The sequence below is a fragment of the Flavobacterium sandaracinum genome (assembly GCF_004349135.1).
GTDB classification, from domain to species: domain Bacteria; phylum Bacteroidota; class Bacteroidia; order Flavobacteriales; family Flavobacteriaceae; genus Flavobacterium; species Flavobacterium sandaracinum.
The window spans coordinates 14,211-36,367 of sequence record NZ_SMFN01000021.1 but is presented as its reverse complement, the minus strand read 5'-3'; the positions used below and the strand labels follow the sequence as shown (position 1 = coordinate 36,367).

General features: G+C 33.6%; 23 protein-coding genes. 18 read left to right on the top strand and 5 right to left on the bottom strand.

Annotated elements, in window-relative coordinates; genetic code table 11:
• Window positions 1-115 precede the first annotated feature (115 nt).
• The 5 genes from E0F91_RS14700 (at window position 116) to E0F91_RS14680 (ending at window position 3,444) form a co-directional block, all read left to right on the top strand.
• A complete protein-coding gene (locus tag E0F91_RS14700) occupies window positions 116-991 on the top strand; it encodes a cell division protein FtsX (protein ID WP_132067204.1) in 876 nt (291 codons plus the stop codon).
• Between the two features lie 71 nt (window positions 992-1,062).
• On the top strand, window positions 1,063-1,320 hold the full coding sequence (locus tag E0F91_RS14695; protein WP_132067203.1) for a DUF3098 domain-containing protein: 258 nt from the start codon (window positions 1,063-1,065) through the stop codon (window positions 1,318-1,320).
• A gap of 65 nt (window positions 1,321-1,385) precedes the next feature.
• A complete protein-coding gene (locus tag E0F91_RS14690) occupies window positions 1,386-2,207 on the top strand; it encodes an undecaprenyl-diphosphate phosphatase (RefSeq protein WP_132067202.1) in 822 nt (273 codons plus the stop codon).
• Between the two features lie 6 nt (window positions 2,208-2,213).
• Window positions 2,214-2,915 (top strand): tRNA pseudouridine(55) synthase TruB, encoded by a 702-nt coding sequence (gene truB, locus E0F91_RS14685; protein ID WP_132067201.1) that lies wholly within the window; start codon window positions 2,214-2,216, stop codon window positions 2,913-2,915.
• A 4-nt stretch (window positions 2,916-2,919) separates the two neighbouring features.
• Window positions 2,920-3,444, top strand: coding sequence for a hypothetical protein (locus tag E0F91_RS14680; RefSeq protein WP_243698914.1), 525 nt, complete (start codon window positions 2,920-2,922; stop codon window positions 3,442-3,444).
• Window positions 3,445-3,860: 416 nt separating this feature from the next.
• Here E0F91_RS14680 and E0F91_RS14675 read toward each other — a convergent pair whose 3' ends face one another.
• On the bottom strand, window positions 3,861-4,478 hold the full coding sequence (locus tag E0F91_RS14675; RefSeq protein WP_132067200.1) for a thioredoxin family protein: 618 nt from the start codon (window positions 4,476-4,478) through the stop codon (window positions 3,861-3,863).
• A gap of 106 nt (window positions 4,479-4,584) precedes the next feature.
• On the opposite strand from E0F91_RS14675, the gene E0F91_RS14670 reads away from it, so the two are divergent.
• From E0F91_RS14670 to E0F91_RS14625, 10 genes are all read left to right on the top strand, one after another.
• On the top strand, window positions 4,585-5,364 hold the full coding sequence (locus E0F91_RS14670) for a patatin-like phospholipase family protein (RefSeq protein ID WP_073352592.1): 780 nt from the start codon (window positions 4,585-4,587) through the stop codon (window positions 5,362-5,364).
• Window positions 5,365-5,431: 67 nt separating this feature from the next.
• Window positions 5,432-6,139, top strand: a complete 708-nt coding sequence (gene pyrH / locus E0F91_RS14665) for a UMP kinase (RefSeq protein WP_066075277.1) — start codon at window positions 5,432-5,434, stop codon at window positions 6,137-6,139.
• 70 nt (window positions 6,140-6,209) lie between these two features.
• On the top strand, window positions 6,210-6,773 hold the full coding sequence (gene frr, locus E0F91_RS14660; RefSeq protein ID WP_066075279.1) for a ribosome recycling factor: 564 nt from the start codon (window positions 6,210-6,212) through the stop codon (window positions 6,771-6,773).
• A gap of 282 nt (window positions 6,774-7,055) precedes the next feature.
• On the top strand, window positions 7,056-7,553 hold the full coding sequence (locus E0F91_RS14655) for a hypothetical protein (protein ID WP_132067199.1): 498 nt from the start codon (window positions 7,056-7,058) through the stop codon (window positions 7,551-7,553).
• The gene (locus E0F91_RS14650; RefSeq protein ID WP_132067198.1) at window positions 7,525-8,676 is read left to right on the top strand and encodes a hypothetical protein; all 1,152 of its coding nucleotides are present in this window, start codon (window positions 7,525-7,527) and stop codon (window positions 8,674-8,676) included. Before E0F91_RS14655 ends, E0F91_RS14650 begins: the two co-directional genes overlap by 29 nt.
• On the top strand, window positions 8,667-9,104 hold the full coding sequence (locus E0F91_RS14645) for a hypothetical protein (protein ID WP_132067197.1): 438 nt from the start codon (window positions 8,667-8,669) through the stop codon (window positions 9,102-9,104). Before E0F91_RS14650 ends, E0F91_RS14645 begins: the two co-directional genes overlap by 10 nt.
• A gap of 183 nt (window positions 9,105-9,287) precedes the next feature.
• Entirely contained in the window at window positions 9,288-9,647 is a 360-nt protein-coding gene (locus E0F91_RS14640) for a hypothetical protein (RefSeq protein ID WP_132067196.1), read from the top strand.
• A gap of 196 nt (window positions 9,648-9,843) precedes the next feature.
• Complete coding sequence (locus tag E0F91_RS14635; RefSeq protein WP_132067195.1) at window positions 9,844-10,116, top strand: hypothetical protein; 273 nt, start codon at window positions 9,844-9,846, stop codon at window positions 10,114-10,116.
• Window positions 10,107-10,574, top strand: a complete 468-nt coding sequence (locus tag E0F91_RS14630; protein WP_132067194.1) for a hypothetical protein — start codon at window positions 10,107-10,109, stop codon at window positions 10,572-10,574. The genes E0F91_RS14635 and E0F91_RS14630 overlap by 10 nt, the downstream gene beginning before the upstream one ends.
• A gap of 125 nt (window positions 10,575-10,699) precedes the next feature.
• Window positions 10,700-11,089: a hypothetical protein gene (locus E0F91_RS14625; RefSeq protein WP_132067193.1), complete on the top strand. Its 390-nt coding sequence runs from the start codon at window positions 10,700-10,702 to the stop codon at window positions 11,087-11,089.
• A 295-nt stretch (window positions 11,090-11,384) separates the two neighbouring features.
• Here E0F91_RS14625 and E0F91_RS14620 read toward each other — a convergent pair whose 3' ends face one another.
• From E0F91_RS14620 to E0F91_RS14610, 3 genes are all read right to left on the bottom strand, one after another.
• Window positions 11,385-11,690 carry a heavy metal-binding domain-containing protein gene (locus tag E0F91_RS14620; RefSeq protein ID WP_073352602.1) on the bottom strand — a complete coding sequence of 102 codons (306 nt, stop codon included), beginning with the start codon at window positions 11,688-11,690 and terminating at the stop codon, window positions 11,385-11,387.
• Between the two features lie 167 nt (window positions 11,691-11,857).
• On the bottom strand, window positions 11,858-12,187 hold the full coding sequence (locus tag E0F91_RS14615) for a DMT family transporter (protein WP_132067192.1): 330 nt from the start codon (window positions 12,185-12,187) through the stop codon (window positions 11,858-11,860).
• A 1-nt stretch (window position 12,188) separates the two neighbouring features.
• Window positions 12,189-14,459 carry a cation:proton antiporter gene (locus E0F91_RS14610; RefSeq protein WP_132067191.1) on the bottom strand — a complete coding sequence of 757 codons (2,271 nt, stop codon included), beginning with the start codon at window positions 14,457-14,459 and terminating at the stop codon, window positions 12,189-12,191.
• A 198-nt stretch (window positions 14,460-14,657) separates the two neighbouring features.
• On the opposite strand from E0F91_RS14610, the gene E0F91_RS14605 reads away from it, so the two are divergent.
• From E0F91_RS14605 to E0F91_RS14595, 3 genes are all read left to right on the top strand, one after another.
• Window positions 14,658-17,054 (top strand): efflux RND transporter permease subunit, encoded by a 2,397-nt coding sequence (locus E0F91_RS14605; RefSeq protein WP_132067190.1) that lies wholly within the window; start codon window positions 14,658-14,660, stop codon window positions 17,052-17,054.
• Between the two features lie 382 nt (window positions 17,055-17,436).
• Window positions 17,437-18,273 carry a mechanosensitive ion channel family protein gene (locus E0F91_RS14600; protein ID WP_132067189.1) on the top strand — a complete coding sequence of 279 codons (837 nt, stop codon included), beginning with the start codon at window positions 17,437-17,439 and terminating at the stop codon, window positions 18,271-18,273.
• 254 nt (window positions 18,274-18,527) lie between these two features.
• Window positions 18,528-21,146 (top strand): MGH1-like glycoside hydrolase domain-containing protein, encoded by a 2,619-nt coding sequence (locus E0F91_RS14595; RefSeq protein WP_132067188.1) that lies wholly within the window; start codon window positions 18,528-18,530, stop codon window positions 21,144-21,146.
• Between the two features lie 50 nt (window positions 21,147-21,196).
• On the opposite strand, the gene E0F91_RS14590 is transcribed toward E0F91_RS14595, so the two are convergent.
• The gene (locus E0F91_RS14590) at window positions 21,197-21,655 is read right to left on the bottom strand and encodes an RNA methyltransferase (protein ID WP_132067187.1); all 459 of its coding nucleotides are present in this window, start codon (window positions 21,653-21,655) and stop codon (window positions 21,197-21,199) included.
• Between the last annotated feature and the right edge of the window lie 502 nt (window positions 21,656-22,157).

The following is a 22,157-nucleotide window of genomic DNA, read 5'->3' as shown; positions in this document are numbered from 1 at the left end:
TGATTATTTTCAGGTGCCAAATTTACGTTTATTGTACGAAAGTTGAAACTTTGAACGTTATTAACTTCAATTAAAGAAATTCTTTATTATTTTTACCCAATAATTTCAATAAACTATGAGTTCTTCCTTTGATAATTTTCAAAAACGCCGGTTAATTTCCTCTTATTTTTCAGTAGTGCTAAGTGTATTCTTAGTTTTATTTCTATTGGGAATATTGGGACTTTTCATTATAAATTCTAAAAAATTAGCCAACGATTTTAAAGAAAATATTGCCATGACGGTTTTTTTCAAGAACGAAGCCAATGACAGTATTGTGAAAGCTTTTGGTACCCAAATAAAAGTAAGTCCTTTTGTAAAATCATACAAGTACGTTACCAAAGAAGCTGCTGCTAAAGAACATACCGATATTATTGGTGAGGATTTCATGGAGTTTCTCGGTGAAAACCCATTGCAAAACTCTTATGACATTCATTTAAAAGGTGATTACGTAGTGAAAGACAGCATCACAAAAATTGAAGCTGGCTTGCGCAAAAACGCTATGATTTCGGATATTGTTTATGACAAACAATTAGTGAATTTAGTGAACGACAACATCAAAAAAGTGAGTATGTGGATTTTAATAATCAGCGGATTCCTTGCTGTGATTGCCGTATTACTAATCAATAGTTCGCTGCGTTTATCGATACATTCGAACCGATTTATCATCAAAACCATGCAAATGGTAGGAGCTACCAAAGCCTTTATCAGAAAACCTTTTGTAATGCGAAGCATCAAATTAGGAATGATTGGAGCGTTTATGGCTGTTTTAGCATTAATTGGTGTTTTGATTTATGTTGAAACCAGCTTTCCAAATCTTGGTATTTTAGAAGATAAAGCTATGATTGGCTTGGTGCTATTGGGTGTTTTAGGAATTGGCGTTGTCATAACTTGGTTAAGCACGTACTTTGCAACACAGCGTTTCTTGAATTTAAGAACAGACGATCTTTACTAGTATTTATTAGTTGATTAATATAAACTCATTATCATTCGGCATTTTTAGATGCTGAACTAAATTCAGCATAAATGAAAAACAACGAACAGCAACCAGAATTTCTTTTTGATAAAATAAATTACAAAATCTTATTAATTGGGATCGGAGTCATTGCCTTGGGATTTATTCTAATGTCAGGCGGAGGAAGTGACGATCCTAATGTATTTAGTGAAGACATCTTCAATTTTAGAAGAATTCGATTGGCGCCAACAACCGTTTTAATCGGTTTTGGAATAACTATATATGCCATTCTCAAGAATCCTAAAAAAATAGCAAACAGTGATGAGTAATAAGTTGCACTACAAAGCAAACTATATCAACTGAATACTAAAAACAGAATACTGATCACTATATAATGAATACATTACAAGCTTTTTTAATTGCTATTATTGAAGGATTAACCGAATATCTTCCCGTTTCCTCGACCGCTCACATGATTTTCATGAGTTCTTATTTTGGAATTCAAGAAGATGATTTCGTAAAGCTTTTTCAGGTTTCTATTCAATTTGGAGCCATTTTGGCGGTTGTCGTTTTGTATTGGAAGAAATTTTTCGACTTCTCTTCCAAAAGTGTTGCCTTCAGTTTTTATCTTAAATTAGTTTATGCCGTAATTCCAGCATTGGTTTTAGGAAAATTATTCGATGATAAAATTGAAGCCGTTCTTGGAGATCCAATCCCCATTGCGATAGTATTAATTTTAGGTGGCGTTATTTTACTTTTTATCGACAGTCGGTTTCAAAACCCAACAGTTATCAAAGAAGAAGACATCACTGTAAAGAAAGCAGTAATTATTGGTTTTTGGCAATGTTTAGCAATGATGCCGGGAACAAGTCGTTCCGCTGCCTCAATCATTGGGGGAATGCAACAAGGATTAACGCGTCATGCAGCAGCCGAATTCTCTTTCTTTTTGGCCGTGCCAACAATGATGGCAGTAACGTGTTACTCGGTATTCTTAAAAACCTACGAAACGTCACAAATGAAAGGCTACGAATTGATTTTAAAATCAAACGAGAACATACAATTGTTCTTGATAGGAAACGTTGTTGCTTTTATCGTTGCCATTATCGCGATTAAATTCTTCATTGAAATCATCAAAAAATACGGTTTCAAACCTTGGGGTTGGTACCGAATAATAGTAGGAATCTTTTTATTGATCTACTTTTCATACTTTAAATAAATCCTTTTGAAGACAGCCGAAGATTACCAAAACGGACAAATTTTACTCATTGACAAACCCTTAAATTGGACTTCATTTCAGGCGGTGAATAAATTGAAATGGGCATTAATTACCAAACTGAATCTGCCTAAAAAATTCAAGATTGGTCACGCTGGAACTTTGGATCCTTTGGCAACTGGATTGTTATTGGTTTGTACTGGGAAATTTACCAAAAGAATCACCGAACTTCAGGGTCAAGCCAAAGAATACACCGGAACATTTTATATTGGAGCCACAACGCCATCGTATGACTTAGAAACGGAGATAGACCAAACTTTTCCAACAGATCATATTGATGAAGCTTTAATTCATGAAACTGTCAAGCAATTTCTGGGCGAAATCGATCAAAAACCACCTATTTATTCGGCTATAAAAAAAGATGGCGTTCGCTTGTATGAACATGCCAGAGCAGGAGAAACTATTGAAATTGCGACCCGAAAAACAACCATTCACGAATTTGAAATCACTCGAATCGCGCTTCCTGAAATTGATTTCAGAGTCGTTTGCAGCAAAGGAACCTACATTCGTTCCCTTGCTTTTGATTTTGGAAAAGCGATGCATTCCGGTTCACACTTAACTGTTTTACGCCGAACCAAAATTGGAGATTACGACGTAAATGAAGCTATAGCTGCTGAAACATTCGAGGAGAATTTAGTGACCAATGATTAATGTTTTGAGACTTTTAATCCTATTAGCATTCTTATTTACTTTTTCTGCTTTTTCTCAAAATAAAAAATTTACCTACATTCAATTTGATGTAGCCCTCCCTATTAAAGGAAATCCGGAACGTGGGGAAACAAATCCAAATGAAAACAAAAACAACTCTTGGTTCCTACCCGATGGACTGAACACTAAAATAGGCTATGGATTGCATTACAACAAATGGATTGCTTTGGGAATCAATTCTGGAATAGACTGGAAATGGGCTGATAAATTAGTTATTGTTCCCGTTTTCGCAAATCTAAAATTAAGTCCAAAAATTAGTGAGGACACTCGAATTGCATTACAACTAGGTTTAGGAAAAGCAATGGCGCTAGGCCGAGGGGATTTAATGGGAGATTATAAAAAAATAAGTTTGGGTGTTCAAACACCTGACGATCTGATTATATTTATTGAACTAAGCCATTACGCGATTCCTATTAATAATCAAAAAGATACCGGAAGCATCAGTTTCGGACTTTCTTTAATTACTTTTTGAGCTAAAATAGTCTTCAAAAAGCAAAAACACATGACAACTCCTGTGATTGAACTTGCGATGTGTTTTTTCTAAAAAAATTAAAGTAGTTTTAAACCATACTTTTTTGTCTAATGGGCTATTGTATTTTTTTTGCTAATAATTAGCTACATCCTTACCTCCAAATAGCAAGTACGATAAATAGTCATAAACCCTTTCAAATAAATTTTTCATAATGATGTTTTTTAATTGTTAAACAATCGTCAACCACCTAAAAAAAGAAAATAAATAATATACTTGTCTAGCAAATAGCAATTTACGAAATTTTTTATATATAAAAAATTAAATTCAAGAAAACCTGTAATGGATTTGGATTTGAAGCATCAAATTAATTCTCGTTCCAGACAAAAATTATGTTTTTTTAAACTTAAGAAATAAATTTAGCTTTCATTTTGTGCATCTAATTCTAGCATTGCACCCAACAATTCTTTTTGCGTAGTTAAACCTTTATCATGCAAATACCAAAGTTGCAAATTGGTTTTTAGTGTTTCATCAATAACTCCAAATTCTTTTTTATAATCCGCGACCAATTCTACTGCAGCTTGCGGTCTTGGACCCCACTTTCCTAAAGCACTTCCTGTTTCTTTGTCTAAAAATACTAGTATTGGAATTGCTTTTTTGTTATTAGTTAAAAATAAATTCATCAACTCTTCGTTTTCGTCCCGCAGTACAATTCTCAATTCTATTTTACCAGATTCCACTGCCATCATATTCATGATAGGCAGCAATTGTGCAGCGTCACCGCACCAACCTTCAGAAATTATCAACCAAATGTATTCTCCGTTTAACGCCTTTAGTTTAGATGCGGTTTCGTCTGTTATTTTAATCGTTTTGTCTAAACGGTTCATTCGGGTTTCATTCAACTCACTATAATGGGTTAAATCCTCTGATTGTTCGTTTCCGGTTGATTTTTTTTCAAGCAATAAATCGGCAATTAATTTTCTATATTCTAAATAGGAATGACTATTAAACAATGCTTTAGCTATTGGAATTTTCATAATGAATATTTTGTTTTTAACAAAGTTACCATAAATTTGAATTTTAAACCTAACAAACATCACATTCAATTGGTCAAAAAGAGTAATTTTATAACAAATAGTTACAATGGATTTAAAAACAAAGTCGATAGGATTGGTACTTTCTGGCGGGGGCTCTAAAGGTTTAGCACACGCTGGAGTTATAAAATTTTTAGAAGAACAAAATATTAAGCCTTCGCAAATAGCAGGCACGAGTGCGGGATCCATTGTTGGTGCATTATATGCTTGGGGACAAAGTCCGGAAGAAATTTTAGAATTTTTCAAATCCATTTATCTTTTTCATTGGAAGCATTTAACGTTCAAAAAAGCAGGATTAATTGATTCTGAATCCTTTCGAAGTTATTTTCACAGTATTTTCAAGGATGCCGTTTTAGGCGATTTAAAAATCCCTATTCAAATAACAGCTACGGATATGATTCGGGGGAAACTAAAAATATTTAGTCCAAGCACAAAAATTGTTGATGCAATTTTAGCCTCATCAGCCTTTCCTGGAATTTTATCCCCGTATGAAATAGAGGGCAATATTTACAGTGATGGTGGCATCCTAAATCATTTTCCTACTGATATTTTACAAGGACAATGTGAAACGGTAATAGGGGTTTATGTGAGTCCAATTCAAAAAATTGAAGCCAAAGATCTCAATTCTATCAAGGCAGTTACTACTCGAGCTTTTGATATTCTTTCGGCAAATTCAAATAGGCATAAATTTAACATTTGTGATTGGGTTATAGAGCCTAAGGATTTGTGTTTATACAGCACCTTTGAAACTAGCAAAGTAAAAATGAATGCCGTTTTCAACATTGGCTATGAAGCCGCAAAAAAATCACACGAAAAACTTACTTTATAAAATTTAAGCAACATTATATTAGAAAAAAAGAATATTCTATATTTGCACCAATCAACTCAACACACACATGAAATACAAAAGAATTCTTCTGAAACTAAGTGGCGAAGCTTTAATGGGCGACTTGCAATACGGAATTGACCCAAAAAGATTGGCTGAATATGCTGACGAAATCAAGCAAATTCATGATAAAGGAGTAGAAATTGCCATTGTTATAGGTGGTGGAAATATTTTTAGAGGAGTTGCCGGAGCCAGTGCAGGAATGGATCGTGTGCAAGGCGATTACATGGGAATGCTGGCCACTGTTATCAATGGAATGGCATTACAAGGAGCATTGGAAGAAAAAGGGATGAAAACCCGTTTGCAAACCGCATTAAAAATGGAGTCCATCGCAGAGCCTTATATCAAAAGAAGAGCAGATCGTCATCTTGAAAAAGGAAGAATTGTGATTTTTGGCGCAGGTACAGGAAATCCCTATTTTACAACGGATACCGCTGCTGTTTTACGAGGCATAGAAATCAATGCTAATGTAATCCTAAAAGGAACTCGTGTGGATGGAGTGTATGATTGTGATCCGGAAAAAAATGCAGCTGCAATTAAATTTGATACGATCACCTTTGATGATGTGCTTAAAAAAGGATTGAATGTAATGGATACCACTGCATTTACCTTGAGCCAGGAAAACAAATTACCAATCGTAGTTTTTGACATGAACAAAGTTGGAAATCTATTGAAAATTTGTGCAGGAGAAAACATAGGAACTGTAGTAAACGTATAAATAAACTTTTCAGTGTTCACAATACAGTAAAACTGAACACTGAATACCGAACACTGAATATTAAGAAATTATGACCGAAGAAATTGAATTTATATTAGACAGTACTAAAGAATCTATGACGGGTTCTATTGCGCATTTAGAAAAAGAATTTTTGAATATTCGTGCCGGAAAAGCATCTCCAGCCATGCTTGGAAGTGTTTTTGTAGATTATTACGGATCTGCAACACCGCTTTCTCAAGTTTCAAAAATTAGTGTTCCAGATGCTAGAACCATTACTTTACAGCCTTTTGAAAAAAACATGCTGCAAGTCATTGAAAAAGCAATTATGATTGCAAACATTGGTTTTAATCCAATGAACAATGGTGATGTAATTATCATTAGCGTTCCCGCATTGACAGAGGAAAGAAGACGCGATCTAGCAAAACAAGCCAAAGTTGAAGCTGAAGACGCTAAAGTAGGTATTCGAAATGCTCGTAAAGATGCTAATACCGAAATCAAAAAATTAGAGAAAGACGGTACTTCAGAGGACATTTGCAAATCTGCCGAAGATGAAGTGCAAAATCTAACCAATACATTTATCCGTAAAATAGATGAACTCTTGGTAGTAAAAGAAGCCGAAATCATGAAGGTGTAAAATCATCTTAACTTATATTTGAAACCCGTCCCGTTATTGTAATAGGACGGGTTTTTTGTTTTTTTGTAAATATCACTAAAAGTGGGTATTGTAACTTATAAAATAAATCCTATTTTTATTAAATATTAATTAACCAAAAAATGAAAACAAACAAACAAACAACTGGAAAACTATTCATGTAGGTCAGTTCTTCTTGGCTTAGTTTTAATTTTACTTAGTTGTAGTGAAGATTTATATGAGGAAAATAGTAATTTTTCAAATGGTAAAGCAACGATTACTGAAATGAAATTTGAAGAACTTTTGGTAAAAGATTCTAAATTTAAAAACTTAGTTGAAAAAGTAGGTGGAAATTTGATTACAAAAAAAAATGCATTCAAAAAACAAAACGATTTTATCATTACTAACGACAATGTAAAAAAAATAAAATTAAATAATATTATTTCTTATACAATGGCAATAAAAAGAAATAATGCTACTGATAATTTAAGTTTTGAAAATTTAGTTATACAAGAAGAAATTAATACTAATCCAAAAGCATACATTTTAAAATATACACCTAATAATATTATATTATCAGAAGATCAATTATTAAATTTTGAAGGTGAAATTCAAATGAATCGTTTAGAAAAAGCGGCTAAATTTAATAATAACAAACCACAGAACCGAACCACAGAATCAGAATGTTTCGTATATGTTGATCAATTATGGTGTTCAGCGCCCTATCAAGGTAGTACACAACATCATTTACCTGGTGCGTCGTGTCAAGTTTCAACCCTCTAGACCAGTTAAAGTATTAACACCTGATGCATGTGGTAGTACTGGTGGTGGTGGAACAAGTGGTTCAACAGGAAGTAATGGAACAAGTGGTTCAACAGGAAGTGATGGTGGTTTTGGCGATCCCTACGGTACAGGAGGTGGTGGTGGCTACGACAATAGTGATTATCCAACAGACGATACCAATACTGAAAATTACCAACAATATATTACAATCCCTATATTGAGTGCCGAAAATAGTTTTGATATAAAAAATACTGGCATTTTTTATAATAGTCTTTCTTTGCAGCAGCAACAATGGGCTATTGACAACCCTAATTCATACAATCAAATTATCCAATATCAAATAGACAATGTGTGGAGCGATGAAAGTAAAGCGTTTGCTATTGAAGCAATTAACTCAATAAAAGAAGGTAGTGATGTTGATTTAACATACAAAGTAATTGTTGATAAATCATTTAAAGACAACCCTTGTTTAAATGAAGTTTATGAAAAATTAGGTAAGGCACCTACTTTTAATAATTATTTAAAAGAATATGATTCGGATTTTTCCGTAGTTGACTTAAAGTTAAGTGTAGGAGTAGATACACAATATTCTCTTGCAGGCGCCGTAACCTACAAGCCAATAAATTCATTAATTGAAATTAAATTTAATCCCAATAAGTTAAATACACCCCCATTAAACATAGCAATAACTTTTATTCATGAAATGATTCATGCTGAAACTTATAGAAAATTGTTAATACTCTCGGGAAAAGGAGAAATCCCGTGGTCATCTGATTTTATTGAAAGTATTAAGAATAATGAAGAAAAAATTGCTCATTATTATATGATGTATAGATATGAAATACCACTTGGAGAGTCTCCTTCAGAGCCACAGCATGAATATATGGCACAACTTTCGCGTAACATAATAACAGACGTTATGAAACAATTCGACAGTTCACAAAGTGAGGATGTTTACAACGCTTTGGCTTGGATAGGGCTTATGGGTGAGGGTGAGCCAAATCCACTTACAGGCTTACCACCGCAACCTACAGCAGCTTGGGCGGCTATTCCTCAAGTGGAAAGAGTGAAAATTTTAAAAATTTATTTTGATTTTATAGAAAACAACACACCATGTCAGTAAAAACAGCCCTTCTATTATTAAGCTTCTGCTGCATTTCTTTTGCACAAAAATCAAATCAACAGAAAATAACGATTTTTTTAGATATTAATGATAAAGCCTTAAAAGAATATTATATTGATAAAGACACCACTACTGCCTTTTTTAATATACATATAATAGAATATCAAACAAAGAAATCCAGAGATAAAGCTATGAATGAACATTATAAAAATCTCATTGAGGAAAACAGTGCTGGTTTGCCACGTTTTTCGATTGGTTTTTATGTTTTTGATATAAAACCAGAGAAATTAAAATCCTTAGATTGTATTGACTACATTACGGTTAAACAATTTAGAGAAAATAACTACAAAACAACTTCTCCAACATATATAATTCATAAATTAAAGGATGGTAAATATTTAAAATGGGAAACGAATACATTAAACTAAAAATACACAGCAGCATGGGTAGCTACTCCTCAAGCAGAAAGAGTGAGAATTTTAGAAATTTATAAAAACTTTATAAAAAACAATCCGAAATGTCAATAGCACTAAAAAAAATAAAAAGTATATTACTATTATTATTTACTGTTTCATGTTCATCACAAAACGGGGTAGAAAAAAAGGAAATTAATGTTTTTTTTTGATTTAAAAGATAAAGCAATAAACAAAATATACGTTAATAGGGATTCAACAGAGGCCCGCTTCAGTATTTATGTCGAAAAATACCAAACAAAAGTAGCAAGAGATAAAGCAACGAATGATTATTATAATGACCCACGAGAACGTAATAGTGCGGGAATACCCAGTTTTACTGGAAGCTTTATTAGTCTTAATAAACCAATGAAAATAAATTCATTAGAAGGTATTGATATTTTGACCTTGAAACAATTTCGAGATAAATTATTTCCTCAAGGCTATCCTATGTATTTTATATACAAGTCCGAGGAAGGATGCTATTTAAAATGGGAAGTAATTCATATAACCTATTAATTTTACTTGAACGTTATTAACCCCTGCTGACGCGAGCGTCCCGCTCGTGATAATTCTTAATGAATAATATTATTGAGGTTTGTTCTAGTGTATTTAGCTTTCTTTTGAAGTATATTTTACTAAAATAGTCAAGAGAGACGAATACACTACATACCTCCTATTATTGAATAGTTATACTACAAAAAACCCTTATTTTATGTTTTATGTGATTACACAAAATGCAACTACTGAAAAAGTAGGCTATTTAAAATACATTCCTGATACTCCCATTGATCACTTAAATATTAATACTTTTTCAGAAAAAGTCGGGAGAATTTTAGTAAGTTCACTTAGCAAGAATGGTTTAAATAAATACGAAATCATGATACTCGGTAGAGCGGAGGGCTTGGAAAAATTTATCTCAAACTCAGCGCAGAAAATTATCGACCTAATTATTAATTTTCAAAATTCAAATCCGCAATGCCAATAATCAAAAAATTAATTATCCTTATTTGTTTTGGATGTTTTTGTATGTCATTTTCCCAAGAGGCCGAGAATCAATTAAACACTACAGTATTTATCAATTTAAATGATAAGTCTGTAGCAAATTTTTGCATAAATAAATCAATGACAAAAGCTCAGTTTAACTTTTACTTAAAGGGCTATAAAACTAAGTATGAAAGAGAAGAAGGGATTAGAAAGTCTAAAAATGGTCTTGCGACCAGTCTTGGCATCCCTACATTTATATTCTCTCTTTACAGCTCTACCGTTTTCTCTCCTAAAGGAATAAAACCAGAGAAGCTTAAGACTTTAAAGGGATTAAATTATATAACACTAAAAGAATTCCAAAATAACAGCTATCAATCCACTAATAGCGTATATATAATTCATAAACTAAATGATGGAACGTATTTAAAATGGAAAACGTACTACTTACTCGAAGAATAAATTAATAGATTTACTATTCCCAGACTCTCCCGCCAGCGGGGGCTGCTGAAATATATTTTTGGGAGTTAAAGCAATAAACCAAAATAATTAAATACTATGAAAAACATATTTTTTTTAATTATTGTATGCTTTTTTTTAGTTGCACTTCCTATGAAAAAATTGGTAATTTCAAATATAAAGTAAAAACTGAGAGGGTTAATACAGGAGACTATGAGGGGATGGTTGAGACTATAAAAAGTTTTCATGACCGTAATGATGGAGAATTTTTAGTTGGATATGTCATAAAATCCCAAAAACTTCATTTTGAAACAAAAAAAGATACTCAATATTCAAATGGAAAATTAAAATATGACCGACTAAATAGACTAATAATTTGTACGGAAATTTTTAAGAATGGATATGAATTATTTCAAAAAACAGATTCAATCCAAAGAATATTTAAACAAGAAAACAATGGAAAAATAGTATTAATAGAGTATTCAAGATTTAAAAATGGTGCTAAACTTATTGAGTAATATTAAATTTTTAGCAATAATTTTTGTTTCTTTAGGATATTGCAAATACTAATTACAATTTATTAGTTACGAAATTATGAAGGTGTAATTCCAGTTCAACTCATATTAAAACCCGTTCTGTTATTGTAATAGGACGGGTTTTTACGATTTCATTAGATTTTGAATGGAACTATTTCTGTGATTGAGCAATACACTAAAGCCAACTATGACTAACCGATTAATTATATATACCATCTGATGTTAAGAAACTCCTTGTACTTAGTAAACAAACAGTAAGCTGTATCTTTTATACTACTTATCGTTTCACTATGCTTACTGCGGTTCCAGTAATGATAACCGCAATTAACCCTTCACCGCTTTTAAGTTCTACATCTACTTGAATTCCTACCACAGCATTAGCATTCATTTTCTCGGCATTTACTTTTAAATTAGCAAATGCTTGATCTTTTACATCAGCTATACTTTCGCTAATTTCTGCATAGTATTTTTGCATATTAAAAGTCAATCCCATTTTTTGCATGTTTACAGCAGTTCCAGAAACTATTCCGTTATACTCAAGTATTTTATAATCGTCTACAGAATTGGTTGTTGTTAAAATCATTTTTATAAAGTTTGAATTATTTATTGGCAATAAGACCGAATTTTACCCATATTGTTACATAGTTTTGTGTAGTTAAGCTGTGATAAAATACTGGTAAGTAAAATGACTATAGTTCAAAAAGCAGGGATAAAAAACAAATGACTTCCTAGTATAGTTACCAAAACCTATTAATGACTCGAGACAAATTTCAAACCAATAATAGAACTGATTAGCGTGGTGATGAAAAATATTCTCCAAAAATCAGCTGGCTCTTTGAACACAAAAATTCCAACTAATACCGTTCCCACAGCTCCAATCCCTGTCCAAACCGCATACGCAGTTCCTATGGGCAAAGTGAGTGTGGCTTTATAAAGTAAGCCCATGCTAATGGCAAGACAAATTAAAAATCCGCCTAACCATAATGTTGCTGTCATTCCGGTGCTTTCTTTGGCTTTGCCCAAACAAGTGGCAAAACCAACTTCAAAAAGGCCGCCAATAATCAATAAAATCCAATTCATATTACTGTTTTAAAATTAATACGGAAGGAACGTCGCTGAGCCAGATACTTCTGGAATCAACTAACTGTTTCCAACTTTCAAGACTAATTAACATTAAATCCTGTTGGTCTAAAAATTCCTTTTTAATAGTTTTATCCGTTATCAAACCAATGTTATTTGGATATTTTTGTTCCAATGAATCAATCGCACTCTTGATTACAAAATTAGTAGTGACATACCCATTAACATCCAAAATAACAATTTTAGTATTATTGTTGTAAATTAATTTTTGGATATAATCAATCACAAACGAATCCTCTGGACTAAAAATTGGAATAAAAACATGTTTGACTTGTTGTAAATCTTTATCAATCAAAATCCCGATTGGCATTTTGGTTTTGGAAATAATTTGTCTGGTTCTTTCATCAAAAGGAGAATTTTCAAACAAGCCTTCCTTTCCGGTGAACTTATCAATTAAACGATCTGGATTGATTATTCTAGTTGTAAAACCAATTACTTTACCCAGAATGGTACCTTCAAAAATAGATTTTCCCAAACCTATCAATAACAAATCATAATCGCCTTGATTGGCGACGTCAGCAATTTCGGTTTCAATATCCATCGTTGCCTTGAAGATGGTCGTGATATCCTGTTTCAGCAGTTGCGATTCTTCCACAATTGGGTAAAAACTATTTTTCTCTTTATCATCCATATTAAAAGTGTGCATCTCATCACTCAAAGACAAATGCATTACCGTAATACTGGAGGTGTTTTTTTGCTTTTTAATTAGACTGTTGGCCAAGCGCAACAACGATTTTCCTTTTTCGTTGTTTCCAAATGAAATTAAAACGCGGTATTTATTATGGTTTGTTGGCTCCAGAATTTCAACACCATCTTTTGTTTTAAAAATGTAATTGATTAAATCTAAAGCTGGTCCAGTCATAAAAGTGGTAACCAAAGCCATAATGACCATCATGGTGAACACTTCGGGCGTTAAAACTTTCAGTTCTAAACCGATGTTCAAGACAATCAATTCCATTAAACCTCTGGTGTTCATCAAGGCTCCAATGGTTAAACTGTCTCGCCACGTCTGACCTACAAATTTAGCTGCCAAAGCGCTACCTAAAAACTTCCCTACTACAGCTACCAAAATAATAAAACCGGTAACTTTCCATAGGTACGGATCGTTGATCAGACCAATTTCAGTTTTTAAACCCGTGAATACAAAAAACAACGGCAGTAAAAGTATCAAGGCTACGTCCTCTACTTTTTCTATGAAAATAGTTCTAAATTTTGGAACATCTGGCATAATAGCTCCGGCCATAAATGCTCCAAATAAGGCATGAATCCCAATCACTTCAGTGGCATAAGACGAAATGATTAGAACGAGAAAAAAGATAGCTACAACTGGTTTGATAATGGTGTCTTTTGAACCATACAAGTCCCCAATTCTTTTTAAAAATGGCTTTACAATGTAAATCATAGCTAGCACATAAATAACCGCAAGCAGGATAATGTATAAGGAGCTGACGAAAGTTCCCGCTTTTACAATGGCGATTACCACGGCCAAAATACACCAAGCCGTAATATCATCTGCCGCTGCGCAGGTAATGACGATTGCTCCTAATTTAGTTTTATGAATCCCACGTTCCTGCACAATTCTGGCCAAAACCGGAAAAGCAGTAATACTCAAGGCAATTCCCATAAACAAACTAAAAGCAAGGAATTTTACACCTTCGGGAGCAAATCGATTGTACACAAAATAAGCAAGACCAATTCCGAGTGCAAAAGGAATAACAATACTGGCATGGCTGATTACCACCGCTTCATTGGCTTTGTTCTTCAGCACTTTTAAATCGAGTTCCATTCCTATGACAAACATAAAAAGTATCAATCCTATCTGACTCAAAAACTTTAAATTACCCAGAGATTCAACGGGAAATAAGGCTGCAGAAAATTCTGGAAAATACATCCCTAATAACGAGGGTCCAAGAACAATTCCGGCAATTATTTCCCCAATTACGGAGGGCTGGCCAATTTTTTTGAATATCCAACCAAAGACACGAGCAACAAGAATAATAGTTATAATTTGGGCTAATAAAATAGCCAAAGGATCCTGAAAATTGTGTTGCATCGAACTCAAAAAATCGCCCCAAGAACCATTTCCGCTAGCCGGTGTCTCTATTGTTTTAGCCACTTCTAAATGTTTGCCTTTAGTTATAATCCAATACATTAAAGCTGTGAAGCCACCTGTTACAACCAAATAAAAAATAGTGTTTTTATAATTCTTCATAGTCCTTTTTATGTACTCACCCTTCACTCTAAAAAAACAAAGATGCGGAGTTCAAATGTATAATTTATATCGCACAAAATTATTTAATTGTAAAATAAAAAATGCTTAAGATCCGTCTCATAAAAGCACGAAAAGTTTCCGTTAAAACCAGTGATTTATAGTCGTTTTAACTACCTTTGCAGCCGTTAAATAGGAATTATGAACAAGTGGTTTAGTTTGGGATTTTGGGAATTAATAGCTCGAATTGTCCTTAGATATAGAATTTTAATGTTATCCATTATTGTCGTGATAACAGTGCTTTTAGCCTTACAGTGGAAAAATATTCAGTTTTCATTCACCGAGGCTAATTTATTACCCGATGACAATATTGTTAATACTGAGTACAACAGCTTTCTAGAGAAATTTGGTGAAGAGGGAAACTTAATTGTTGTTGGAATAAAAGATGACGCTTTTTTCACACCAAAAGCCTTTGCCGCTTGGAACAAATTAATGACCGAAATAAAAGCACAAAAGGAAGTAGATTTAGTCGTTTCTATCAATGATTTAAAGCAGCTCAAAAAAAATGACTCCTTACAAACTTTTGAACTTGTTCCTTTTGTAAACACAAATAAGACCAACAGTGAGGAATATTTGAATGGCATCAAAAAAGACCTGTTTCAAAACATGCCTTTTTATGAAGGCTTACTTTTCAATAAGAAAAGCGGAAGTATTCGTTCCGCCATTTACCTTGACAAACAAATTGTCAACACCGCAAAACGTAAGGACTACATTGTAAATGACTTTATCCCAAAGATAAATGCATTCGAAAAAGAAACTGGAATCGACTTGCGCGTTTCTGGAATGCCATACATTAGAACGCTTAATGCCATGAGTATTGTGAGCGAAATAAGTTTGTTTATTGGCGCATCCTTGATATTGACCTCTCTAATATTTTTCTTCTTTTTCCGTTCGTTTAGAGCCACATTAATTGCCATTTTAATAGTAATTATTGGTGTGATGTGGACTTTTGGTTTATTAGGATTATTCAATTATCAAATTACCGTACTCACCGCATTAGTACCTACGTTAGTTATTGTCATAGGGATTCCAAATTGTATTTTCCTAACCAATAAATACCAACAAGAATTCAGTGCACATGGCAATAAAGCCAGAGCCTTGCAACGTGTCATTACCAAAGTAGGAACAGCTACTTTAATGACTAATTTAACCACAGCTGCTGGATTTGCTACTTTTATCATTACCAGCAGCCAACTGCTGAAAGAGTTTGGAATTATATCTTCTTTGAGCATTGTTTCGCTATTCTTTTTATGCTTGACCGTAATCCCTATTTATTACAGTTATCAACCCGTTCCGCAGCAAAAGCACTTGGAACATTTAAACCGCAACTATACTCGCGTGTTTATCAATTGGATTGAAAAAACAGTGAAATACAACAGGCGTTATGTTTACCTTGTGGCTCTTCTTTTGTTTGCCATTAGCCTTTTTGGAGCCTTACAAATAAAAACATCAGGAAGTTTAATTGAGGACATGCCTAAAAATACAAGTTTTTTTAAAGACATTTTGTTTTTTGAAAAAGAATTTGATGGAATTATGCCTCTTGAAATTACGGTGGACACCAAAAGAAAAAAAGGGGTTATGAAGTTGTCTACTTTAAACAAAATGGACGAACTTCAAAAAACTATCGAAGAAATTCCAGAACTTTCAAAACCTATTTCAATCCTAAATTTAGTTAAATATTCTAAGCAAGCCTACTACAACGGAAATCCTGAATATTATGATTTGCCCAGTTCGCAAGAACAAAGTTTCATTTTGAGTTACGCCAAGAACGCGACCAAAAATACTAAGGACAACTTGATGAAAAGTTATGTAGACAGCACGGGACAAGTGGCTAGAATCACTACTTTCATGCGGGATATTGGTACCGGAAATATGGCTAAAATCGAAGATAAGCTTTTGGCGAAAGCCAATACTGTTTTCCCAAAAGACCGCTACAATGTTGTGCTGACTGGTAAAGCGTTAGTTTTTGAAAAAGGAACACAGTATTTATTAGACAATCTTGTAAGCTCGCTATTATTTGCAGTGCTACTGATTTCGTTGCTAATGGTTTTCATGTTCCGCTCTTTCAAAATGGTGGTAGTTTCTTTGATTCCAAATTTATTACCTCTAGTAATTACTGCTGGATTAATGGGGTATTTTGGTATTCCATTAAAACCTTCTACTATTTTAGTATTCAGTATCGCATTTGGACTATCTGTAGATGACACTATTCACTTTTTGGCACAATACAGACAAGAGTTAAAACACAACAACTGGAAGATTAAAAAATCAGTTTTCGCTACCATCAAAGAATCGGGTATCAGTATGTTCTATACTTCGGTGGTATTATTTGTTGGTTTCTCCGTTTTTATGTTATCTGATTTTGGAGGAACAGTCGCTTTAGGAGGATTGATTGCCATTACACTCGCTTTTGGTATGTTATCTAACTTGATGTTGTTGCCTTGCTTAGTCCTTACCTTAAACAAATCATTAACCAACAAGCAAGAATTCATCGAACCAAAAATCGATATTTTGAACAACCCAAATGAACAAGAGTAGTATTAGATTAAACAAAATAGTTGTCTTTCAAATCAAAAATCCCGTCTCTTAAACGGGATTTTTGATTTGAAAGCGACAAGTTTTTGGCAATAAATTTTAAAATTGGTACATTTGAAATAACACCAATAGAGTAAACAATTCCTTTTATGTAAATATTTGTATAGTATTTATAAATAGACTACCCCAAGGCAAAAACCCTGAGGTAGTAATGAATCAATAGCCCCTAATTCACATTTTTTTTTAATTTTTGAATTTAAGGGAAAAAGCAAAGTAAAGCTACTAGGAATTATACCTAAATAGATTAAACCATAAAATCCTGTTATCCCTTTAAAAAAAGGGGCGGATTAGAAAAGCCAAATAAGTAGAAATTAAAATTATATAAATGGATCAGCAAGTTATAGTAGTAAAAGAGTATTTAGATAAAATTGTAAAATTCGCAATAGAATATACACCCAAATTAATAGGAGGAATTATTGTCCTCTTAATTGGCCTCTGGGTCACTAAAATGATCTCAAAAGCAATTGGAAAATCATTAGCAAAATCCTCCATAGACCAATCTCTAATACCTTTTTTAACAAGTCTAACAAATATTGTTTTAAAAGCTTTAGTTATAATTACCGTCATGGGAATGATTGGTATTGAAATGACCTCTTTTGTTGCTATTATTGGTGCCGCTGGTTTAGCGGTTGGACTAGCTTTATCAGGAACATTACAAAACTTTGCGGGTGGTGTTATTATTCTCATCATCAAACCTTTTAAAATAGGTGACTTTATTGAAGCGCAAGGATTTACAGGTACTGTAAAAGAAATCAACATTTTTTCGACGCTACTAAACACGCCCGATAAAAAGTTAGTAATTATCCCCAATGGTCCTCTTTCTACCGGAGCTTTAATCAACTATTCAGCAGAGCCGTTGCGAAGAGTCGATTGGAAGTTTGGAATTGCCTACGGCGATAATGTTGAAAATTTCAAAAAAGCATTAAACCAATTCATTGCTGATGACGAACGTATTTTAAAAGAGCCTATTAGTTTTATAGGTCTGTCAGAACTAGGAGATAGTTCTGTAAATTTTACAGTGCGAGTTTGGGTGGACACTGCTGATTATTGGAATGTGTTTTTCGATATGAATGAAAAAGTATATACTAAATTTCCAGAATACGACCTTAATATTCCTTTTCCACAAATGGACATTCACATTCAAAAACATAAAAATTTGTAAAATTAACAGCAAAATAAAAATTTGTTTTTTACTATTTTCATATCAACCCAAAAGCTTCTTATTTTCAAAATGAGAAGCTTTTTCTGGAATAATAATATGGGCTCTTTTTGCTTTAGTACAAATAAAAAATAAATCTTATTTTTACCAAAATACAGATATAAAAAAATGATTGTAGAATAAAAACTATTTTGCTATTTGCGCAAAAGCAACAGTTTTGTTTTTCAAGTTCAAAAATAACAATTAGACTGCAAAATATGACGCACCAAATTTCTGAGGAACAAAAATTAGCCGTTTCTGATAATTACAGGAATTGGAAAAAATGGGGGCCTTATTTAGCCGAAAGACAATGGGGAACTGTTCGTGAAGATTACAGCCAGAACGGAGATGCATGGGAATTTATAAACCACGATAGAGCTAGAAGTAACGCCTATCGATGGGGAGAAGAAGGAATTGGAGGTTTTTGTGATTCGCGAGAGATTTTGTGCTTGGCTCCTGCTTTTTGGAACGGAAAAGATCCTATTCTCAAAGAACGTTTATTTGGTTTGACCAATAATCAAGGCAATCATGGAGAGGACGTTAAAGAGTTGTACTTTCATCAAGTTTCAACACCATCTCATTCCTATAACAAATACCTTTATAAATATCCTCAAAACGAGTTCCCATATAGTGAACTAGTCCATAAAAATAATCGCAGTCGGGAAGAAACAGAATTTGAATTATTAGATACGGATAGCTTTACTGATAATGCCTATTTTGATTGTTTTATCGAATATGCAAAAGCCGATATCGATGACATCTTGATGCAAGTTACCGTCATCAATAGGGGAGCGACAACCGCTACAATTCATGTACTTCCTCATATATGGTTTCGTAATTTCTGGAAACACAACGATAGACATGCCCGACCAAATATGGAGTCTGTAGCACCTAACACCATCCTTTCTACGAGTAGCCGAAACGGATCCTATTACTTTTATCACCATGAAGGAAAGCAACTCTTTTGTGAAAACGAAACCAACAACAAGCGCATATATAATGCTCCAAATGAGTATGATTTTGTAAAAGATGGAATCAACAATCATGTAGTGAGTGACGAACCTACTGTAAACCCAGAAAAATTTGGAACCAAAGCTGCCATTTGGTATCAGTTTGATTTAAAACCTGGAGAAGAAAAAAGCGTAAAAATACGGTTGAGTAATGTTCCGCTAGAAAACCCTTTTACTGATTTTGATACCGTTATTGAAGCTAGAAAAAAAGAGTGCGAAACATTTTATAGTGAAATTATCAGTAAAGATATCCCAAAAGAGCAGCAAGAAATTGCTAAAAGTGCCTTTTCAGGATTATTGTGGACCAAACAATTTTATTATTACGATGTATTCAAATGGCTTTTTGGAGGACCAGGAGAGACATCTCCAAATCGCTCTGACAAACGAAATACGAGCTGGCAACATTTAACAAACCGTCATGTAATTTCTATGCCTGATAAATGGGAATATCCATGGTATGCCGCCTGGGATCTTGCTTTTCACATGGCTTCATTTGTTGAAATTGATCCTTATTTTGCTAAGCAGCAGCTTCTATTGGTTTTGCAAGAAAGCTACATGCATCCTAATGGCCAAATTCCAGCGTATGAATGGAATTTTAGCGATGTGAATCCGCCAGTTCATTCTTGGGCTGTGTGGACCGTATATGAAAAAGACTTAAAACGCACTGGTAAAACTGATACTGAATTTTTAGAAACCGCTTTCCAAAAACTCCTCGTGAATTTTACGTGGTGGGTGAATCAAAAAGATACCAGTGGAACAGATTTGTTTGAAGGTGGCTTTTTAGGACTAGACAACATTGGTGTTTTTGATCGCAACCACATGCCAGAAGGCATCAAAAAAATGCAACAAGCAGATGCTACGAGTTGGATGGCCATGTTCTCGTTAAACATGTTGCGCATGTCACTTGAATTAGCCAAAACGAATAAAATTTATGAAGAAATATCCGCTAAATTTTTCAGGCATTTCTTGAATATTGCATGGGCAATGCACCACATTGGAAAAAAAGATCTTTCGTTGTGGGATGACGAAGACAATTTCTATTACGATGTTGTTGAAATGTCGAACGGAACCACTAAGCGTCTAAAAGTTCGTTCCCTAGTAGGCGTAATCCCTATGTTTGCAGTTGAAATTATGCATAAAGATTTATTTGAAGAATTAAAAGATTTTCAAAAAAGAGCCAACGAAATTATTAGAACTCGTCCAGATCTCGCCTCATTAATATCCAACTTAGAAACGGCTAATAAAGATGGAAATTTTCTATTTTCGATTATGCGTGGGTTTAGACTTGAGCATCTTCTAATACGTTTATTGGACGAAAATGAATTCCTGTCAGAATATGGGATTCGATCCCTTTCTAAATACCATAAAGACCATCCTTTTGTCTTCAATGGTTCACACCAAATTCAATACGAGCCAGGCGAAAGTCGCTCTAATATGTTTGGAGGAAACTCTAATTGGAGAGGCCCAATATGGATGCCATTAAACTATATGATTATACAATCATTACGAAAATATTATACTTTTTATGGCCCTAGATATCAATATGAATTCCCAACTGGTTCTGGCAAAAAACTGAACTTAAACGAAATTGCAAACGAACTGACTAAAAGATTAATAAAGCTTTTTGAAAGAAATGAGGAAGGTAAGTTTCAATATCATTCTGATGATCCAAACCATGTTTTCTCAAAAGAAGAGCATTTTAAGGACCAGCACTTTTTCTATGAGTTTTTTGATGGTGACACTGGCAAAGGCCTAGGTGCTTCACACCAAACAGGATGGACCGCTCTTATTGCTAATTTGATTTTAGAAATGGAGAATAATCAATAAATCCCCAGAATCAACTACTAAAATTCCTGCTTTTCAGAGCGGGAATTTTTTTATGATCTGGGTTTGTTTAGGCCTCTATCATACAGCACAATACTTCCTGCAACGGATACGTTTAAGCTTTTTTCAGATTTGAATTTTACTAAATAATGGCATTTTTCAATCGCTTTTTTGGTAAGACCATTATCCTCCGCACCTAATAAATAAACGCAACGTCTTGGATGTTCGAATGTTTCTAAATCAGTAGCATTTTCATCCAGTTCCACACCTACTAAGCGAGCGCCTTTGGGTAAGTTGTTATAGAAATCCTCAAAATTTTCATAATGAAAATAAGGTATTGAATCTACTGCATTGTGCGTGTCACATGCTTGCTTAGCATAGCGATTTCCAATCGTAAAAATAAAACTGGCACCTAAGTTTTGTGCTGTGCGCCATAATACCCCTAAGTTCTCAGGAGTTTTACCATTTTGAATTCCGATTCCAAAATATTCTTTTACAAAATTATCGTTCATGGCACAAAAATACAAAGTGTTGTGCAGTTTTTTAAGTTTTAAATTTCAAAGTGGTCACACATAGAATTGCAACAGTAATTTTCAATCATAATTTGTCATTCTTACAATGGAAGAATCCTCGCAAATTATGTAACAAACAGCCATTCTTCGTTCCTCAGAATGACAAAATAAATAGAGAAAAAAGACTAAAATAGGGCTTAAATTAAATAAACCGCTCCGCAAAGTTTCCAACTTTGAGGATGTGATTGTCAGTTTTTAACTGACTAGTTGCACAAAATGACAAAATAAACACAAAATTTTCTTGTACCCACTACTCCCTAGCCCCGATAGAAATGGAAATCCTTATTGTTTTTGTTTTCAAAAAACAATAAGATTGCAATGGATAGCGGGAAATAGCTCCAAAAAACAAAAACAGCTTTGGAATGCTTCGTTTCTCACCGTGACAATTACAAACAAATCATTTATATTTGCAGTTCGGTTATAAGACAATTTTTAATATCAA

Coding starts and splice junctions, on each gene's coding strand:
- E0F91_RS14630 (WP_132067194.1), top strand. CDS start 10,107: ATGCCAATAATCAAAAAATTAATTATCCTTATTTGTTTTGGATGTTTT.
- E0F91_RS14615 (WP_132067192.1), bottom strand. CDS start 12,187: ATGAATTGGATTTTATTGATTATTGGCGGCCTTTTTGAAGTTGGTTTT.
- E0F91_RS14625 (WP_132067193.1), top strand. CDS start 10,700: ATGCTTTTTTTTAGTTGCACTTCCTATGAAAAAATTGGTAATTTCAAA.
- pyrH (WP_066075277.1), top strand. CDS start 5,432: ATGAAATACAAAAGAATTCTTCTGAAACTAAGTGGCGAAGCTTTAATG.
- E0F91_RS14605 (WP_132067190.1), top strand. CDS start 14,658: ATGAACAAGTGGTTTAGTTTGGGATTTTGGGAATTAATAGCTCGAATT.
- E0F91_RS14690 (WP_132067202.1), top strand. CDS start 1,386: ATGAATACATTACAAGCTTTTTTAATTGCTATTATTGAAGGATTAACC.
- E0F91_RS14635 (WP_132067195.1), top strand. CDS start 9,844: ATGTTTTATGTGATTACACAAAATGCAACTACTGAAAAAGTAGGCTAT.
- E0F91_RS14620 (WP_073352602.1), bottom strand. CDS start 11,690: ATGATTTTAACAACAACCAATTCTGTAGACGATTATAAAATACTTGAG.
- E0F91_RS14640 (WP_132067196.1), top strand. CDS start 9,288: ATGTTTTTTTTTGATTTAAAAGATAAAGCAATAAACAAAATATACGTT.
- E0F91_RS14670 (WP_073352592.1), top strand. CDS start 4,585: ATGGATTTAAAAACAAAGTCGATAGGATTGGTACTTTCTGGCGGGGGC.
- E0F91_RS14595 (WP_132067188.1), top strand. CDS start 18,528: ATGACGCACCAAATTTCTGAGGAACAAAAATTAGCCGTTTCTGATAAT.
- E0F91_RS14655 (WP_132067199.1), top strand. CDS start 7,056: ATGAAATTTGAAGAACTTTTGGTAAAAGATTCTAAATTTAAAAACTTA.
- E0F91_RS14645 (WP_132067197.1), top strand. CDS start 8,667: ATGTCAGTAAAAACAGCCCTTCTATTATTAAGCTTCTGCTGCATTTCT.
- E0F91_RS14590 (WP_132067187.1), bottom strand. CDS start 21,655: ATGAACGATAATTTTGTAAAAGAATATTTTGGAATCGGAATTCAAAAT.
- E0F91_RS14675 (WP_132067200.1), bottom strand. CDS start 4,478: ATGAAAATTCCAATAGCTAAAGCATTGTTTAATAGTCATTCCTATTTA.
- frr (WP_066075279.1), top strand. CDS start 6,210: ATGACCGAAGAAATTGAATTTATATTAGACAGTACTAAAGAATCTATG.
- E0F91_RS14610 (WP_132067191.1), bottom strand. CDS start 14,459: ATGAAGAATTATAAAAACACTATTTTTTATTTGGTTGTAACAGGTGGC.
- E0F91_RS14700 (WP_132067204.1), top strand. CDS start 116: ATGAGTTCTTCCTTTGATAATTTTCAAAAACGCCGGTTAATTTCCTCT.
- E0F91_RS14695 (WP_132067203.1), top strand. CDS start 1,063: ATGAAAAACAACGAACAGCAACCAGAATTTCTTTTTGATAAAATAAAT.
- E0F91_RS14600 (WP_132067189.1), top strand. CDS start 17,437: ATGGATCAGCAAGTTATAGTAGTAAAAGAGTATTTAGATAAAATTGTA.